The organism is Arthrobacter sp. 210 2 (assembly GCF_059093025.1).
Map to the genome: position 1 here is coordinate 192,386 of NZ_JBNHIE010000002.1, position 17,187 is coordinate 209,572.

Sequence of the window (17,187 nt, forward strand, 5' to 3'; positions counted from 1 at the left end):
GGACCAAAGATGTTCCATCACAGCCAAGGAGCACCATCATGACCACCATCCAGCGCACCGCAGTCCTCACCGGGGCAACCTCGGACCGGGGCATCGGCATCACCACCGCACGCCGCTACGCCAACCAGGGCTGGGCGGTGGTGATCCTGGACCTCGACGGCGAGAAGTCCGCCAAGGTCGCCGCCGAGATCGGCAACGAATTCAACGTCCCCGCCTTTGGCCACGAAATCGACGTCGCCAACGAAGCATCCGTCAACGCCGCCTACCAGGCCGTAGCCGCGGAGGTCACCGCCGGCAACCTGCGGCCGGTAGGGGCCCTGGCCAACATCGCCGGGATCACTTCCCCCGTCCCGTTCCTGGAGACCACCCTTGAGCTGTGGCATAAGGTGATGGACGTCAACGCCACCGGCACCTACCTGGTGACCAAGGCCTTCCTGCCGGACATGATCGCCAACGGCTGGGGCCGGATCGTCAACATGTCCTCCGTATCAGCCCAGCGCGGTGGCGGGGTCTTCGGCAAGGTCCCGTACTCCGCAGCCAAGGCCGCCATCCTGGGCCTTACCAAGGCACTGGCCCGCGAACTGGGCACCACCGGCGTGACCGTCAACGCCATCACCCCGGGCGCGGTGGACACCAACATCCGGGTGGGCAGCACCGAGGAGCAGGAAGCGGCCATCAACGCCGGGATTCCGCTGGGCCGCAACGCCACCACGGAAGAAGTTGCTGCCGTGATCACCTTCCTGTCCTCCGAGGAATCCGCCTACCTCACCGGCACCACGGTGGACATCAACGGCGGAAGCCACATGCACTGACCGCGCCATGAAGTGGTTTCGCTTTCACGACTGGAGCCGGCTCGTCGGGATTCCCGTGGAGGTCCGGAAGGATTTCCAGCTGGTCCGGGCAGGGGTGGTGGATGACGCCATGCAGGATTCCTCCGCCCTCTGGCTTGCAGCGGACATGACAGCGGGCAGGGCCCTGTTCTCGGCAGCCGAGGGCTATGAGGTGTGGATCCATCCCCGCGAACTCGGCGGGCAGCTGTGCTACAAAATGGCGTCCGTCCAGCTGGCCGGACGGAAAACGGCTGCGGCGGCCGGGCGGGCGTAGGGCGGCGGGGCTGTGCATCCCGCCAGCCCGTTCCTACACTGGGGTGATGATCACAGTCACCGGAAGCGTGGAAACCAAGCTGTCTGCCGAAAAGGCCTTTGCCTTCATGAGGGAGTTCGAGAACACGAGCACGTGGGACCCCAACACTCCCGTGATGGACAAGCTGACGCCGGGCCCGGTGGCGGTGGGCCACCGCTACCACGCGGAGTCCGAATTCCGGGGGAAGCGCCAGACCCTGGAGTACGAGGTCATCGAGCTGACGGAGAACCACATCAAGCTCCGCGGCGAGAACAAGACCGTCACGGCCTTCGACTCCGTTGACGTAAGCCCGTCCGGCACCGGGTCGCTGGTGAAGTACACGGCCGAGTTCAGCATCAAGGGACCGGCCAAGATTATTCAGCCGCTGCTGAAGCCTGCCTTCATGCAGCTCCGGGACCCCGCGTTGAACGGGATCCGGGACACCCTCAACGCCCAGGCTGCAGGCTGACCCGGTTCGCCTCGAAGAACTTCCTGATGTCCCGGCGCGGATCCGCGTCCACCCGGGGTGCCGCGCCGAGGATCATGGTATTGCGGTGCCGCCCGTATTCCGGCCACTCCAGTCCGGGCAGGCCGGGTATTCCGGTCCGCGCGAATGACGCCCATGCACCGCTCATGGTGTCGCTGAGGGATTGCGGTGCCCGGCCGCGGGTGAGGAAGGCAGCCTCCGGCGCATCCAGGTGCCGGAAGACGAACGGGATGTCCAGGGCGTGGCATGCTCCGAGCTTTCCGCCCATTGCCGGGCTGCGCCAGGTGAAGAGGTAGGAAAAGGTCCGGCCCGGCGCCCCGTGCCGGGCGCCACTACCGCGCGCGTCCAGCAGGTTGTTGCTGGGCTGGCGGTAGACGGAATCGGCAATGGCGGCTTCGAGGAGTTCCTTGCCGGACACATCCCGTGACAGGCCTGCGTCCCGTGACTGGCCGGCGTCCTGCGGCAGGCCGGCCTCCAGCGACAGAACCTTGGCGAGGGCGGACGCGTAATCGGCCGCCCGATCCCCGGCAATCCCGGCGGCCGTGAGCACGGCGGCGGCGCGTTCCGGATAGCCGGGATCCTCCGGGGCAGTGGGCCGCATTTCCACCGCGAAGGACCCCTCGTTGAGGTTGGTCCCAACAATAAGATCCACTCCGGCGTTGAACCCTTGCCGGACCGCATCCAGGGGCGGCTGCGGCAGTGAGGGCGTCCCCACCGTCGGCTGGAAGGGCAGGGGAACGGCGAATGTTTCCCGGCCCACCTCCTGCACCAGCTTTTCCTGGGCCTCCAGCAGCCGCTCCACGGGCAGGGCCAGCAGCTCGGCGGCCGAATGGCTGTCCAGGCCGCACAGGGCGAGGAACTTCCGGCTGATGCTGGCAGAGTCAACGGGCGTGCGCCAGCGTTCGGCGGTGCCGCTTTGCATGATGGCCCGGCGGAACAGGCCTTCCGACGCCGGCATGCCCAGGAGGGTGCCGATGGCCGCGGCCCCGGCCGATTCCCCAAACAGGGTCACGTTCTGCGGGTCCCCGCCGAACCCGGCGATGTTGCGGCGGACCCAGCGCAATGCTTCAAGCTGGTCCAGGAGGGCAATGTTGGAGGAGTCTTCGTAGCCAGGTCCCAGGAGGTCCGCCAGGTGCAGGAAACCGAGCGCTCCCAGCCGGTAGTTGATCGTGACCACCACGGCATCGCCCGCGGCGGCGAGGTTGGCGCCGTCGTACATGCCGTCACTGTTGGAACCACTGAGGTAGGCGCCGCCATGGATCCACACCATCACGGGCCTGGCCGGGCCGTCCGTGGCGGGAGTCCAGATGTTGAGGTTGAGGCAGCCCTCCTCGCTCCAGATCCGCGGTTTGGCGCCGGGCGGTGCCGGCGACTCGGGGTTCTGCGGGGCGGCCGGACCCGGCGCGGTGCCGTCGAGCACACCGGGCCATGGGGACACGGGAACGGGCGGGCGGAAACGGCGTTCCCCCGTCGGCGGCTCCGCGTACGGAACCCCCAGGAAACTGTGCACCGGGACGCCGCCGGCCGTCACTGTTCTACCGCGGACGGAGCCGCTGTGGCTGGAGGCGGGCTTCATGGTTGACAGGTTACGTCCTTCGCACGGGTAGGCTGGAATGACCGTTTGGCAGTGAGCGGCCATGTTGTTATGGCTTTTCATTTTCGTCCGGGAGGAAAGATCCTTGGTGGTCACCGATGTTGCGGATGGCAGAGTCTTTGCCGATGTTGCAGCGCACCTGCAGGACCTGGTCCTCGGGAACCGCGGCGTGGAGCAGCTCCTTCGGGACCTCGCAGAGTACTCTGCCGCGCGCCTGGGCAGTGCCGGCCGGGACGTGTCCTGCGGCATCAGGCTGACCCGCCCCAAGAAGCCCACCGCCATGGCCGGCAGCAGCCCCGGCTCCTGCCTGCTCACCGAGCTGGAAGACACGCAGGGGGACGGCCCGGGCCTGGCCGCCATCCGGACCAGGGGAACAGTCCTCGTCCCGGACCTGGAACACGAAGACCGCTGGCCGGAGTACGTGGTGGCCGCCCGGGAGCAGGGCATCGGGTCTGTGCTGGGCATCCCGCTGATCCTGGAAGGCAAGGACCTCGGCGCTCTTACCCTTCACTTCGAGCAGCCGGGGGCGTGCAGCGGTGACGACGCCGCCACCGCCGAGGCTTATACCGAACAGGTCTCCAAGGGGCTCACGCTTGCCCTGCGGATGGCCAGGCTTCAGGAGTCCAGGGACGGCATGAGTGCGGCCATGCAGTCACGGACGGTCATCGACCTGGCCACCGGTGCCATCATGGCGCAGAACCGCTGCAGCCAGGCCGCCGCCTTCCAGGTCCTGCGCGAGGCCTCCAATTCCAGGAACGTGAAGCTGCGGGACGTCGCGGCCACCGTGGTCTCCTCCGTGGCGGGCGGCACTGACACCTTCACCTACTTCGACGAGTAGGGATCCTGCCGTTCCTTCTGCGGAAGCGCGAGGAGGGAACCGCTGAAGGGTGCCCGGACCAGTGCGTTCGCCGCGGCACAGTGCTCATTCACTGCCTGGGTCAGGGCGTCCCGGTCATCTTTTGACAGTGCCGCCGTCCCGGAGCTGTAATCCCTGATGTCCTGTTCGGAGGCGTCCCCGCCGAGGGCAACAAAGTCGAGCCACACCTCGGCGAGGTCGAGGCTGTGCCTCTTGATCACCGCTCCGGTCAGGGCCTGCTGGTCCGCTTCATCCATCGTCCCGTCCTAGCTTTGGGAGTTTTGTCCCAAGGGATTCGGAGCGGGCGGCCGGACTGATGGGTGAAGTGCCGGATCTCCCTAGGCAGGCTGCGTCACGTGTGACAGCGCATGCTCACGGGCGAGGCTCCCCAGCCAGTGGGCGCTTTCCTTCGGAGTGCGCTCCTGCGTGCCGCGGTCGACGGCGATGAGCCCGAACTTGGGCCGGTAGCCGAAGATCCACTCGAAGTTATCGAAGGCGGTCCAGGCGATGTAGCCCCGGACGTCGATGCCGTCCGCCAGGCAGGCCGCGACGCCGTCGACGGCCACCTGAAGGTAAGCCACGCGCTGGGCGTCGTCCTCGGTAGCCAGGCCGTTCTCCGTCACCATGACGGGAATGCCCGCGATCCGGTGCGCTTCGCGGATGGTCGCCTCCAGTGCCTGCGGGTAAATTTCCTCGCCCATCTGGTTGACCTCCGCGCCTTCGGGCGCCGGTGCGTGGCCGTCCGGACCGTATACCGTGCGGCCGTACGTCTGGATCCCCACGAAGTCATCGCCCCGGGATGCTTCGAGGAAGCGCTCGTTGACGTCCCGGCGGACCCGGTCTGCGAGCTCGCGGCCGCCCTCGATGGACTGGATGTCCGAGTTGGCAAGCGTCCAGCCCACCTGCAGCCCGGGCCGGTGCGCCTTGATCGCTGCGGTGGCGGCCCGATGAGCCGCCAGCTTGACGGCGAACCCGGCCTCGGTGGAGCAGAACTGGAAGGGCGCCACGGTGCTGGCATCCACGCGCAGGCGTTCCGCGGCGGCAGCCCACATGGGCACCGAAACACGGTTTTCCGGCGCTTCACCGCCGATGCCGAACGATTCCAGCAGCCACGGCAGGTTCGGTTCATTCAAGGTGCAGGCGACGCCGACCAGGTCACCCAGGTGCGCCATCACACGGTCGCAATAGCGGGCAAAAAGCTCCGCCGTCCGCGGGCCCTCCCACCCGCCCATGGCCAGCAGCCACCGCGGTGACGTGAAGTGGTGGAAGGTCACAACCGGGGTCAGTCCATGGTCACGGCACGCCTCCAGCATGCGGCGGTAATGGTCCAGTTCGGCAACCGAGAAATGGCCTTCCTCGGGTTCTATCCGCGCCCATTCCAGCGAGAACCGGTAGCTGGTGAAGCCGAGTCCGGCGATCATGGCGATGTCCTCGCGGTACCGGTGGTAATGGTCCACGGCGTCACCTGAGGGCTCGGCAAAAATCGTTCCGGGCAGGTGCTCCAGGAGCCACGTGTCGCTGTTGATGTTGTTTCCTTCCACCTGGTGCGCGGCGCTGGCCACACCCCACAGGAAGTCGGGCGGGAAAAAGGGGGAGACGGTCATGGTGATCCTTTCGGTGCAACGCCGGGTCCCGGCGCCAGGCTTCGCTGCCTTGACATTCATCCTGTCCTGCGCCGTGACCCGCGCCACAGAAGTATTCCAACCAATGAAATAGTCGTGTCTGGCGAAAACGTGCCCACAGCATTCTTGAGGAAGCCGGCCACTCGCCTGGCCCACACAGTCCTCTCCGTTGTCACATCAGAATGCAAAGGCGCACTACATGAAACTCCTGAACTCCACCGGCCGTGGCAGCTCCGCCGTTCTGGCCGGCGCCCTCCTGCTGGGATCACTCACCGCCTGCGGCGGCGGCTCCGGCCAGGCGGCCGCCAAAGTGGACACCAGCACCCTGACCCTCGCCATCGACAGCGACTCCGCATCCTTCGGCTTCGATCCGCTGCGTGTGTCGGCCGCCCAGCGGCAGTTCTTCGAAGGGCTCTACGAAAGCCTGATGACCCTGCAGCCGGACGGCTCGGCAGGCCCGGGCCTGGCCAAGGAGTTCAGCTACAACGCTGACAACACGGTCCTGACCCTGACCCTCAAGGACGACGTCACGTTCACGGACGGGTCAAAGCTCGACGCCGAACTGGTCAAGGCAAACCTCGACCGCCGCTCCGACCCGGCCTTGACTGCCTACTCCGCCGTCGCCAAGGGCGGCGCGCAGGAGATCGCCTCGGTGGACGTCGTCAGCCCCACGCAGGTGGCCCTGACCTTCGCCAAACCGCAGCCGGGGTTCGAAAAGAACCTGGCCTCCACCACCGGCATGATCGTCGGCAAGACCGCCGTTACAGACACCGCGAGCCTCGCTGCAACCCCGGACGGCTCAGGCCCCTACACGCTTGATCCCTCCACCGTGAAGGGCAACAAGTACGTCCTGGTCAAGAACAGCAAGAGCCCGGAAGCCTCCAAGTACGCCTTCGACAAGGTCATCTTCAGTGTGGTCCTTGACCCGCAGGCCCGGGCGAACGCCCTGGTCTCCGGCCAGGCCGACGTTGCCATGCTGACGTCCTCCACGGTGGACTTCGTGAAGACCAAGGGCGTGGGGGTGTCCCAGATTGGCGGCACGGTCAACACCATGATCTCCTTCGACAAGATCGGTAAGACTGCTCCGGCGTTCGCCGAGGAAAAGGTCCGCCAGGCCATCCAGTACGCCATCAACCGCCAGGCTCTGGTGGACGCGCTCCACAAGGGTGACATCCCGGCCTGGAACGCCCTGCCCAAGGACTCCGCCGGCTTCACCAAGGACCTCGAAACGGCGTTCGCCTACAACCCTGAGAAGGCCAAGAGCCTGCTCGCGGAAGCAGGCTACCCGGACGGCTTTGAGTTCACCATCATTGCCGGCGCCCAGACCCAGACGGACCTGCAGGCAGTCCAGAAGGACCTCGCCGCCGTGGGGATCACCATGAACGTCAAGATGGCCGCCTCAACGGACGAGGCGTTCGCCGCCGTCGCCACCACCCCGCTCGGCTACGCACCGCTGAACTGGGACAACCCCGTGGGCGTGATGTACGGAGCAGTCCTGAGCGGCTTCACCAACGTCCAGAAGGCCACCGACGAGCAGCTCAGCGCCGCCACCGGTGAGCTGGCTGCCGCGAAGGACGACGCCGCCGTCAAGGCCGCGGCCACCAAGCTGAACACCCGGCTGGTGGAATCCGGCTGGATGATTCCGCTGTACGAGGCGCTCACCAACCAGGGCTACAACACCAGGAAGGTGGCGCCGGTGGAGTTCGCCGGCACCAACGCCTACCCGCTCCTCTCGTCCTACAAGCCGGCCAGCTAACACCCGCACCTGCCGGACGGGCCTTCCCCCACAGGAGGGCCCGCCCGGCAGGGCCTGACCGATGGAGGTCACCATGGCACTATTCATCACCAAACGCCTGCTGATGGCGCTTGCCACCGTTCTGGTGGTTGCGGTGCTGGCATTCCTGCTGGTGCACGCGATGCCCGGAAGCCCCGGAGCCGTCTCGCTCGGAGCCGGCGCCACCCAGGAGGCCATCGACGAAGTCAACCAGCGGCTGGGCTGGAATGATCCGCTGCTGACCCAGTTTGTCCGCTGGCTGGGCGACGCCGTCCAGGGCAATCTCGGCACTTCGCTGATTGACGGCCGCTCCGTCAGCGCCGACCTGGCCAGCAGGCTTCCCGTCACCGCGTCCCTGGCCGCCGGGGCCACGCTGCTCAGCGCTCTTTTGGGCATCACCCTGGGCGTCACCGCAGCGGTCCGCGGGGGAACGGCAGACCGCATCATCGGCGCTGCCTGCGGCATGGGTGTGGCCCTGCCCAACTTCTGGGTGGGCGTCATCTTCGTGTACCTGTTCGCGGTCCAGTCCTCCATCTTCCCCGCCACCGGCTACGTCCCGTTCGAGGCATCCCCGCAGGACTGGGCACTGTCCCTTGCCCTGCCTGTCATCACCCTGGCAGTGGGCGGCGCAGCGTTCATCGCCCGCCAGACCAGGGCCTCCATGCTTGAGGCGCTGCAGCAGGAACACATCCGGACCCTTCGCGCCACCGCTACCCCCACCTGGAAAATCCTCTACGTCCACGCCCTGCGGTATGCCAGCCTCCCCATCGTTGCCGGCATCGCACTGCAGTTCATCCAACTGTTCGGCGGCTCCGTCATCGCGGAGCAGCTGTTCGCCATGCCGGGCCTGGGCCAGGCTGTCCAAACCTCCGTCAGCACCCATGACGCTCCGTCCGTCCAGGGCGTGGTGGTGATCGCCACCGTTGTGGTGGTTGCCGTGAACCTGGTGCTGGAACTCGCCACCAAGTTCCTCGACCCGAAGTTGCGTGCCTCATGATCCCCTCAGTTGCCCCTGCCCCCGCGGATTCCCCCGCCGAGGCTCCCGCCGCCGGTGCCGCAGCGCCCACAGTGTCCCGCCGGCCGGCACTTACCCGCTTCTCCGGGAGCAAGCTGTTCGCCTCACCGGGAAGCATCGCCGGGGTGGCCTGGCTGGCCGCCATGGTGGCCGCGTCCGTGACCGCGCCGCTCTGGCTGCCCTTCAAGACCGAGGACCAGGACTTCACCGCAGTCCTCTCGGGCCCCACGGCCGCGCACTGGCTCGGCACCGACGAACTGGGCCGGGACCTCCTCAGCCGCATCTTCGCTGCCGCGGCCGGCACCCTGGGAACGTCCATGATCACGGTGCTCGTCGCCGTCGGGCTCGGGACCATCCTGGCCATGCTGGCAGCCGCCGGCGGGGACCGCACGGAGTCGGTCATCAGCCGCACCACCGAGATCATGATGTCGATCCCCGGCACCGTGATCATCCTCGCCGTGATCGGCGCGGTGGGCACCAACATCCCCGTGGTCATGGCCATCCTGGGCATCCTCATTTCCGCCGGCATCTACCGCGTCATGCTGGGCCAGGCCAAGTCGCTGCAGTCCCAGCTGTATGTGGACGCAGCCAAGGTGGACGGCGTCAGCATGCTGGGGATCAGCCTCCGGCACGTCCTTCCCGGACTGACCAACACCATTGTGGTGCAGTCCGCCCTCATCTTCGCGGTCGGCATGCTGATCCAGGCCGGCCTCGCCTTCATCGGGTTCGGCCCGCCCATCCCGCAGCCCAGCTGGGGCGGGATGATCCAGAGCGCGTCCCAGCACGTCTACGACGCCCCCTGGCTGATGGTTCCCACCGGCGCCGTGCTGGCCCTGACCGTGCTTGCCGCCAACGCCATCGGCAACGCACTGGGCAAGTCGCCCAACGCCACCGCCTCCCACCTGCCGTCCGCAGCAGCCCGCCGCCAGCGGGCAAAGGCCGTCTCCGCCATCGCCGCAGCATCCCCGGTAAACCCGGAGGAGGCACCGGCGCAGGACCAGCTCAGCGTCCGGAACCTCTCCGTGGGCGTGGACGGCAGCGTCCGCCTGGTCACCGACGTCTCGTTCGACGTCGAACGCGGCACCGTGCTTGGCCTGGTGGGGGAGTCCGGCTGCGGCAAGACCATGACCGCACTCTCGCTGCTGGGACTGCTGCCCTCCGGAGTGTCCGTGACCGGCGGGGAAATCCTCTGGAACGGCAGGAACCTGGCCGCGGCAACCGACAAGGACATGGAAGGCATCCGTGGACGGGAAATCGCCCTCATTTCGCAGGAACCCATGCGCGCCCTGGACCCGATGTTCACGGTGGGCTACCAGCTGACCGCGGCGATCCGCCGGCTCCGCGGCATGGGCAAGGCCGAAGCCCGCACCGAAGCCCTGGGCCTGCTGCAGAAGGTAGGCATCGTGGACGCCGAACGCATCCTGAAGACCTACCCGCACCAGATCAGCGGCGGCATGGCACAGCGCGTCGCCATCGCCCTGGCACTGTCCGGCAGGCCCCGCCTCCTTGTCGCCGACGAACCCACCACCGCCCTGGACGTGACAGTGCAGGCGGAAATCCTCTCCCTGCTGCGCTCGCTGGTAAAGGACACCGGCATGTCGGTGGTCATCGTGACGCACGATCTCGGCGTGGTGGCCGACATCTGCGACAAGGTGGCAGTGATGTACGCGGGCCAGGTGGTGGAAAGCGGCCAGACAACCGCCATCCTGGACAACCCCCGGCACCCGTACACCCTGGCGCTCCTCGCGGCCGATCCGCACGCCAATTCCGCCGCGGACATGCCGGAGCGGCTGGCCACCATCAGCGGCCAGGTGCCGCAGCCCAAGGACTGGCCCGCAGGCTGCCGGTTTGCCGCCCGCTGCCAGTTCGCCGGCTCCGCCTGCGCCACCCCGGTGCCGCTGCTGCCGTCCGGTTCGGAATCCGGGCTGGTCCGCTGCGTCAAGGCGGACGAACTCGCGGTTGAGGGCCTGGCATGGGTGCCCACCGAAGTGCCCACCCACCGTCTGCTGGACGTTACCCCCAAGGTTATGACTGTTGAAAAGGACCTGGCATGAGCATCGAGACCCCGGCCCGACAGGCACCAGCGGCCGTCCTGGCCCCCCCCATCCTCGAGGTCAACGACCTCGTGGTCCGGTACGGCCGCGGCCGCAAGGCTGCCGCAGCCCCTGCCGCGGTGGACCGCGTCAGCTTCACCATCCAGCCCGGCGAAACCGTTGGCCTGGTGGGGGAGTCCGGCTCCGGAAAGTCCACCATCGGCAAGGCCATCCTGGGCCTGCAGAAGGTCTCCGGCGGATCCATCAGCTACCAGGGCAAGGACATCACGCACGCCGGGTCCGGTCAGCGGCGGGCCCTGGGCAGCGAACTGCGGGCTGTGTTCCAGGATCCCAACTCCTCGCTCAACCCCCGCCAGACAGTGGGCGCCTCCCTGGCCGAACCCCTCCGGATCCGCGGCGTTGCCGCACCGGAAGCCCGGGACAGGGCAGAAGCCATGCTGGAACGCGTGGGCCTTCCCCGTGAAGCCGTGGACCGGTACCCCAGCCAGTTCTCAGGCGGCCAGCGCCAGCGCATCGCCGTGGCCAGGGCGCTGATCTGCGAACCCAGCCTGGTGGTGTGCGACGAGGCCGTGAGCGCCCTTGACCTATCCACCCAGGCCCAGGTGCTGAACCTCCTGGCAGACCTTCGCGATGAGCGGGGACTGAGCTACCTGTTCATCGCCCACGACATCTCCGTGGTGCAGTTCCTGGCCCAGCGCGTCGTGGTGCTGTACCGGGGGCAGGTGATGGAGAGCGGGCCTGCCGCCGCCGTCACGGAGGACCCGAAACACCCCTTCACCCAGGCGCTCGTGGCAGCGTCCCCCGTGCCCCGGCCGGCCGAGCAGGCCGAGCGGCGAACGCTGCGTGAATCCATGGGAGTGCGGACGGCATCGTCGGTTTCCGCCACCCCGGGCGGCTGCCCGTTCCGGCAGCGTTGCCCGCTGGCCACTGAACTGTGCGCCACGGAACGTCCCGCCCTCCGCGCGGTGGGCGGATCTGACGTCGCCTGCCACTACGCCTGACTCCACCACTGCCCCAAGCACGCCTCCCTGCAGACCTATAGAACGGAACCCTTCATGACACCCACGTGGCACGCCGCCATGATTTCACCGCAGCAGGACTTCGACGGCGCCCCGCGGCTCCGCAAGGAGTTCCGGCTTGAGGAGGGCCACGGGGCCATGGTGAAGGCGACGCTGCGCGCCACCGCCTTCGGTGTCTACGAGGCCTTCATCAACGGCGCCCCGGTGGGCGACGACGTCCTGAGCCCGGGCTGGAGCTCCTACGAATGGCGGCTCCGCTACCGCACCTACGATGTGACGGCCCTCGTGGCACCGTCCACCGTGATCGGCGTGGAACTGGGCAACGGCTGGTACCGCGGCCGGCTTGCCTGGCACGGCGAATCCAACCTGTACGGCAGCGAGCTGGGGTTCTACGGGCAGCTGGACATCGAATACGCGGACGGGCACGTCCAGTCCGTCGCCTCGGACAGCACGTGGCAGGCCGGCCCCTCCGCCACCACCTTTAACGAGATCTACGACGGCCAGGCCATCGATGCCCGCCGCACCCAGCCCGGCTGGACCAAGCCAGGCTTCGGCGGCGGCGGCTGGACGGGCGTGCGTGAGGTGGAGTTCGACGCCGGCCGGCTGGCAGAGCCGGTGGGCCCTCCCGTGGTGCGTGCCGGCGTCGTCAAGCCCGTCAGGGTCTTCACCTCACCCGCCGGAAAAACCCTCGTGGACTTCGGCCAGAACCTGGTGGGCTGGCTGCGGTTCACGGTCCAGGGCGGGCCCGGTGAGGTAATCACGCTGCGGCACGCGGAGGTGCTCGAAGACGGCGAGCTGGGCGTCCGCCCGCTGCGCTCGGCCAAAGCCACGGACACGTTCATCCTCTCCGGAGGGCAGGACTTCTTCGAGCCCACCAAGACCTTCCACGGCTTCCGCTACGCCGAGGTGACCGGCTGGCCCGGCACCCTCACCGAGGACTCCCTCGAAGCCGTGGTGGTCCACTCCGAACTGGAGCGCACGGGGACTTTCGAATGCTCCAACGAACTGGTCAACCAGCTGCACCGCAACATCGTCTGGGGGCTCCGCGGCAACTTCCTGGACCTCCCCACCGACTGCCCGCAACGCGACGAGCGGCTCGGCTGGACGGGCGACATTGCCGTCTTCGCGCCCACCGCGGCGTTCCTCTACGACGTCAAGGACTTCCTGCAGGACTGGCTGCTGGACCTCGCCGCCGAGCAGGAAGCCGCCGACGGGCTGGTCCCCATCACCGTCCCGGATATCCTCAAGTACTGCCCGCAGCCGCCGGAGTTCCCGAAGCCCGAGTCATCCGCGCTGTGGAGCGAAGCCTCCGTCTGGGTGCCGTGGGCGCTCTGGGAGGCCTACGGCGACGTCGGCGTGCTGGAAAACCAGTACGCGTCGATGGCCTCGCACACCCGGCGGGTGGAGGGCCTGCTCTCACCCACGGGCCTGTGGGACCAGGGCTTCCAGTTCGGCGACTGGCTGGACCCGGATGCCGCACCGGACGAGCCGTGGGCTGCGAAGGCTGACACCGGCGTGGTGGCCACCGCCTGCCTCTACCGCACCGCGTGCATCACCGCCCAGACCGCGAGGCTCCTGGGCAAAACGGACGACGCCGCGTACTTCGAGCAGCTTGCCGGCCGGGTCCGGGCGTCCTTTGCCGAGCACTATGTGGCCGCGGACGGAACCATCCGCAGCGACTGCACCACCGTCTATGCCCTGGCCATTGCCTTCGACGTGCTGCACACCGAGGGCCTGCGGGAGTTCGCCGGGAACCGCCTGGCGGAGCTGGTCCGGGACAACAACTACCGCGTTTCCACCGGGTTTGCCGGCGCGCCGTTCATCACGCACGCCCTCACGGACACCGGCCACGCCGACGAGGCCTACCGCCTGCTCCTGGAAGAGGGCTGCCCCTCCTGGCTCTACCCCGTAACCATGGGCGCCACCACGGTGTGGGAACGCTGGGACTCCATGCTGCCGGACGGGACCATCAACCCCGGCGAGATGACCAGCTTCAACCACTACGCCCTGGGCGCCGTGGCCGACTGGATGCACAAGGCCATCGGCGGCATCCGGCCCCTCGCCCCGGGCTACGGAAAAGTCCGGATTGCGCCGCTGCCGGGAGCCGGAATCGACTGGGCCAGGACTGCGCTGAAGACCCCGCACGGCACCGTCAGCGTGGAATGGCGGCTCGACGGCGGCGCCCTCCACGTGGAGGCGACGGTCCCTGACGGGCTGGAGGCCGACGTCGACCTTCCGGGCCGCGAGCCCTTCACTGTCCTCGGCGGCACCCACCGCTTCACGGCGGATGCGGGCCTGTTGGCGACGTAGCCTACTTGGAAAAACGCAAAGGCCGGGGGCCGGAACAGATGTTCCGGCCCCCGGGCCTTTGAGTGCTGGCTGGCGCTGCAGCGTCAGTTGGCGGTGCCTTCCAGCAGGTACTCCTCGTCCTCCGCCACGTTCGAATCCCGGCCGAGGGCCAGGCCCACCATGGTGAGCAGGCAGGCAGCGGTCAGGTAGATGGCCACCGGGAGCCAGCTGTTGAAGGCGCCCATCAGGAGGGTGAACATGAACGGTGCCAGCGCGCCGCCGATGATTCCGGCGAAAGTGTAGGCCAGGGAGCTGCCGGTGGACCGGAGCCGCGGGCTGAACTGCTCCACCACGAAGGCTGCCTGGGGGCCGTACATAAAGGAGTGGAACACCAGTCCCATCACCGTGCCGATGATCAGGACCGTGGGCGACTTGCCTTCGAGGACGAAGAAGAACACGAAGGCCCACACTGAGGCGCCAACGGCAGCGGCACCGTAGACGAGCCGGCGGTTGATGCGGTCCGAGATGGCTCCTGCCAGGGGCATCGTGAAGAGCTGGAGTGCCGAGCCGATCATCACTGCCACCAGGACCTGGCCGCGGTCGAACCCGAGTTTCTGGATGCCGTACGTGAGCGTGAAGACGGTGCACAGTGCGTACAGCACGTCCGGGCCGATGCGGCTCAGGATGGCTGCTGCCAGCGGGCGGCGCTGGGTGAGCAAAACTTCGCGGATGGGTGCGTTGGGCTTTTCGCCGCGGGCCTCAAGTGCGCGGAAGACGGGGGTGTCCTCAAGCTTCAGCCGGATCCACAGGCCGAACGCCACCAGGACGGCCGAGATGAGGAACGCGATCCGCCAGCCGTAGTCAAGGAATGCCTGCTCGGAAAGGACCAGGGTGAGGACGGCCAGGGCGCCGTTGGCCATCAGGTTGCCGGCGGGCGGGCCGATCTGCGCGGCGGAGGCCCAGAACCCGCGGCGGTTGGGGTCGCCGAACTCGCTGGAAAGCAGGACGGCGCTGCCCCACTCGCCGCCTACTCCCACGCCCTGGGCAAACCGCAGCAGGACCAGCGCGGCCGGGGCGATGATGCCGATGTTGCCGTACGTCGGCAGCAGGCCGATCAGGAAGGTTGCGACGCCGATCAGCATCAGCGTGATGACCAGCACCTTCTTGCGGCCGATCTCGTCCCCAAGCCGGCCGAAGATGATGCCGCCCACGGGCCGGGAGATGTACCCCACGGCGTAGGTGGAGAAGGCGAGCAGGGTGCCGGTCAGCGGATCCTGGGCGGGGAAGAAGATGAGGGGAAAGACGATCGCGGCTGCTGCCGAGTAGACGGCAAAGTCGTAGAACTCAAGCGCGGTGCCGGTGAGGCTGGCGGCAAAGGCTTTGTACATGTCCTTGCGTCCGACAACCGTTGTCGGCTCGGCGGCAGGTACTGGCGTGATGGCCATTGGTGTCCTCCAGAGGGGATGCGGTGCGGTGTTGCGTACGGCTGAAATTGCCGGCGGTGGCCGACGACGCGTCCGGGTCATGGCGGCATGGCCTGGCGAAGACGCTGGGTTGGGCGGGCATCCGGCGCTGTGCAATAGCCGCTTACCGGACGGTAACTTCTCGACTCAGGTTGTTGAACAATCTGAGGTTGTTGAACAATCTAATGTGAAGTGGGCCACTACGTCAAGGGGTGGGCACAAAAGAGGCATCCACCCGCCGCCGCAGCAGAAGTGGATGCCAAGCCGCACCAGGTGAAGGGCGGCTACGGGTCAGCGCCCGAAGGGACGCGCCTCCAGCCGTTGTTTGGTCTGCAGGCCGCACTGATGGATGGCCCGAAGGAACAGCGCTGCGAGCCGCGGAAGGACCACGGCATCCGCCTCGCGTGTCTGGATCCGGATCTCGCCCTCCAGGTCCGTTAACAGGGCGGACAGCCGCTCGGCACCTACGGCATGGCTGGACAGCTTGAGACCCTGGACGGCGTCCAGCGACCCCTCGAGGTCGCCCGTGGTCAGGGCCAGGCGCAGCTGGTTGAAGCGCCGCGGCAGGCCCTCGATAAAGTCGTCCGCAAACACCCTCCGGCAGCCTTCGTATTCGTCCAGCTCCTCGCGAAGCCCGTCAAGGAATGACGGCCCCACCACCGGCAGTGTGGCATCGCCCAGGGCGCCCGTTGCGCCCCTGCGGCCGGATTCCGCGGAAGGGGCGGTGCATTCGGTTCGCAGCTTCATCGTTGTCCATCCCCTGCCGGCAGCCTGCACCAGGACAGCTGCCCGGCGGCGCCGGTGCTGTGCTGGTTTTGTGCCACGGTAGGCCGGAGGGCTTGGAATTTGTTTGGCGGATCAGGTCCGGTTCCGGGCCCGGCCGCCTAGGGTTTTTCCAACGTTTAAATCCCGTTGCCGATCGTTATGGATCGCCTGACCCAAACAGGGATTGGAGCCGTTCAGCCCTGGGAGTGGGTCCGCACATCCGGGCTGACCGCAGCCTGGTGCCCCAGGCTGCGGGACACCGCCCTGGCGGCGGCACGGACCGCCGGGGCCAGCACATTCGGGGGAGTGGAACCGTCCGGAACCACGATGGACAAGGCGGCCACCACCGCGCCCTGTGCATCGAAAATCGGCGAGGCGACCGAGACGGTCCGGGACGGGACGGTGCGGCGGATCATGGCGATGCCGGTACGCCGCACATCCGACAACGTCCTGCGGACCTGGCCTTCCGGCATGGCGGCCACGCCGGGCTCGTTCTCCGGGGCTTTCGCCAGGATGGTTTCCTGGAACTGCTGGTCCGCGCCGGCCAGCAGCACGAGTCCGACGGCGGTGGACCGCAGGGGTGCCCGGCCTCCCACCCGGTAGGCCACTTCGGTGGCGTCCTTGGCGGAGAGCCGCTCGATCAGCACGGCTTCCTCGTTGTCCCGCACGGCCAGCAGGACGTGGTGCCGGGTGACTTCGAACAGGTCCTCCAGGTACGGCAGGGCGATCTCGCGGACGCCGTGGCCGCGCGGGGACAGCGACGCGACTTCCCACAGCCGGACGCCTACGACGTACCGCCCGTCGTCGAGCCTTTCCAGCGCGCCCCAGGCCACGAGCCGGGCAATCAGCCGCAGCGCCGTGGGGGCGGGCATGTCCGCGTACCGCGCCATCTCTGACAGGGTCAGCGCCCTGCGCCGGTCGGAGAAAACTGCCAGCAGGCTCAACGCGCGGTCGATGACCGGCTCACCCTGCTTGGGCCGCTTTCCACGGGCAGGAGGGGTGTCCGTTCCGGAGGGTTGGGTCATGGCAGAAGTTCCTAGCGCCGTTGATCGATGCACCCAAGGTCATGGGGTCCGCAGTGAGCTGCCCCACAATACTATTCCAGTCAATGAAAGTGAGCTGTGGGC

The 17,187-nt window shown here is 67.7% G+C and carries 15 protein-coding genes; 9 read left to right on the forward strand and 6 right to left on the reverse strand.

Features of this window, described 5'->3' with window-relative positions; all coding sequences use genetic code 11:
- Nucleotides 1-38 precede the first annotated feature (38 nt).
- From AC5RWA_RS05325 to AC5RWA_RS05335, 3 genes are read left to right on the forward strand one after another with little or no spacing between them, the layout of a single operon-like run.
- Complete coding sequence (locus AC5RWA_RS05325) at nt 39-812, forward strand: SDR family NAD(P)-dependent oxidoreductase (protein ID WP_494056823.1); 774 nt, start codon at nt 39-41, stop codon at nt 810-812.
- A gap of 7 nt (nt 813-819) precedes the next feature.
- A complete protein-coding gene (locus AC5RWA_RS05330; RefSeq protein ID WP_079596767.1) occupies nt 820-1,104 on the forward strand; it encodes a hypothetical protein in 285 nt (94 codons plus the stop codon).
- 46 nt (nt 1,105-1,150) lie between these two features.
- Complete coding sequence (locus AC5RWA_RS05335) at nt 1,151-1,591, forward strand: SRPBCC family protein (protein WP_079596766.1); 441 nt, start codon at nt 1,151-1,153, stop codon at nt 1,589-1,591.
- Here the strand turns inward: AC5RWA_RS05335 and AC5RWA_RS05340 are convergent.
- Complete coding sequence (locus AC5RWA_RS05340; RefSeq protein WP_494056824.1) at nt 1,569-3,185, reverse strand: carboxylesterase/lipase family protein; 1,617 nt, start codon at nt 3,183-3,185, stop codon at nt 1,569-1,571. The two genes, AC5RWA_RS05335 and AC5RWA_RS05340, sit on opposite strands and share 23 nt — an antisense overlap.
- A 106-nt stretch (nt 3,186-3,291) precedes the next feature.
- On the opposite strand from AC5RWA_RS05340, the gene AC5RWA_RS05345 reads away from it, so the two are divergent.
- Complete coding sequence (locus AC5RWA_RS05345; protein ID WP_494056825.1) at nt 3,292-4,041, forward strand: GAF and ANTAR domain-containing protein; 750 nt, start codon at nt 3,292-3,294, stop codon at nt 4,039-4,041.
- Here the strand turns inward: AC5RWA_RS05345 and AC5RWA_RS05350 are convergent.
- Together AC5RWA_RS05350 and AC5RWA_RS05355 are read right to left on the reverse strand one after the other, a co-directional pair.
- Nucleotides 4,026-4,316, reverse strand: coding sequence for a hypothetical protein (locus AC5RWA_RS05350; protein WP_275727581.1), 291 nt, complete (start codon nt 4,314-4,316; stop codon nt 4,026-4,028). The two genes, AC5RWA_RS05345 and AC5RWA_RS05350, sit on opposite strands and share 16 nt — an antisense overlap.
- 81 nt (nt 4,317-4,397) lie before the next feature.
- The gene (locus AC5RWA_RS05355; protein ID WP_494056826.1) at nt 4,398-5,663 is read right to left on the reverse strand and encodes a glycoside hydrolase family 1 protein; all 1,266 of its coding nucleotides are present in this window, start codon (nt 5,661-5,663) and stop codon (nt 4,398-4,400) included.
- 217 nt (nt 5,664-5,880) lie between these two features.
- Between AC5RWA_RS05355 and AC5RWA_RS05360 the strand changes: the two genes are divergently transcribed.
- The 5 genes from AC5RWA_RS05360 (at nt 5,881) to AC5RWA_RS05380 (ending at nt 13,853) form a co-directional block, all read left to right on the forward strand.
- Nucleotides 5,881-7,437, forward strand: coding sequence for an ABC transporter substrate-binding protein (locus AC5RWA_RS05360; protein WP_494056827.1), 1,557 nt, complete (start codon nt 5,881-5,883; stop codon nt 7,435-7,437).
- A 61-nt stretch (nt 7,438-7,498) separates the two neighbouring features.
- Complete coding sequence (locus AC5RWA_RS05365; RefSeq protein WP_079596761.1) at nt 7,499-8,452, forward strand: ABC transporter permease; 954 nt, start codon at nt 7,499-7,501, stop codon at nt 8,450-8,452.
- The gene (locus AC5RWA_RS05370) at nt 8,449-10,524 is read left to right on the forward strand and encodes a dipeptide/oligopeptide/nickel ABC transporter permease/ATP-binding protein (RefSeq protein ID WP_494056828.1); all 2,076 of its coding nucleotides are present in this window, start codon (nt 8,449-8,451) and stop codon (nt 10,522-10,524) included. Before AC5RWA_RS05365 ends, AC5RWA_RS05370 begins: the two co-directional genes overlap by 4 nt.
- A complete protein-coding gene (locus tag AC5RWA_RS05375; protein WP_494056829.1) occupies nt 10,521-11,525 on the forward strand; it encodes an oligopeptide/dipeptide ABC transporter ATP-binding protein in 1,005 nt (334 codons plus the stop codon). The genes AC5RWA_RS05370 and AC5RWA_RS05375 overlap by 4 nt, the downstream gene beginning before the upstream one ends.
- Before the next feature lie 54 nt (nt 11,526-11,579).
- The gene (locus tag AC5RWA_RS05380; protein WP_494056830.1) at nt 11,580-13,853 is read left to right on the forward strand and encodes an alpha-L-rhamnosidase; all 2,274 of its coding nucleotides are present in this window, start codon (nt 11,580-11,582) and stop codon (nt 13,851-13,853) included.
- A gap of 83 nt (nt 13,854-13,936) precedes the next feature.
- Here AC5RWA_RS05380 and AC5RWA_RS05385 read toward each other — a convergent pair whose 3' ends face one another.
- The 3 genes from AC5RWA_RS05385 to AC5RWA_RS05395 all read right to left on the reverse strand — a co-directional run bounded on the left by AC5RWA_RS05385 (nt 13,937) and on the right by AC5RWA_RS05395 (nt 17,085).
- Entirely contained in the window at nt 13,937-15,277 is a 1,341-nt protein-coding gene (locus AC5RWA_RS05385; protein WP_494056831.1) for an MFS transporter, read from the reverse strand.
- Nucleotides 15,278-15,586: 309 nt separating this feature from the next.
- A complete protein-coding gene (locus AC5RWA_RS05390) occupies nt 15,587-16,042 on the reverse strand; it encodes an Hpt domain-containing protein (RefSeq protein WP_494056832.1) in 456 nt (151 codons plus the stop codon).
- A 212-nt stretch (nt 16,043-16,254) separates the two neighbouring features.
- Nucleotides 16,255-17,085, reverse strand: a complete 831-nt coding sequence (locus tag AC5RWA_RS05395) for an IclR family transcriptional regulator (RefSeq protein ID WP_115524034.1) — start codon at nt 17,083-17,085, stop codon at nt 16,255-16,257.
- Nucleotides 17,086-17,187 lie beyond the last annotated feature (102 nt).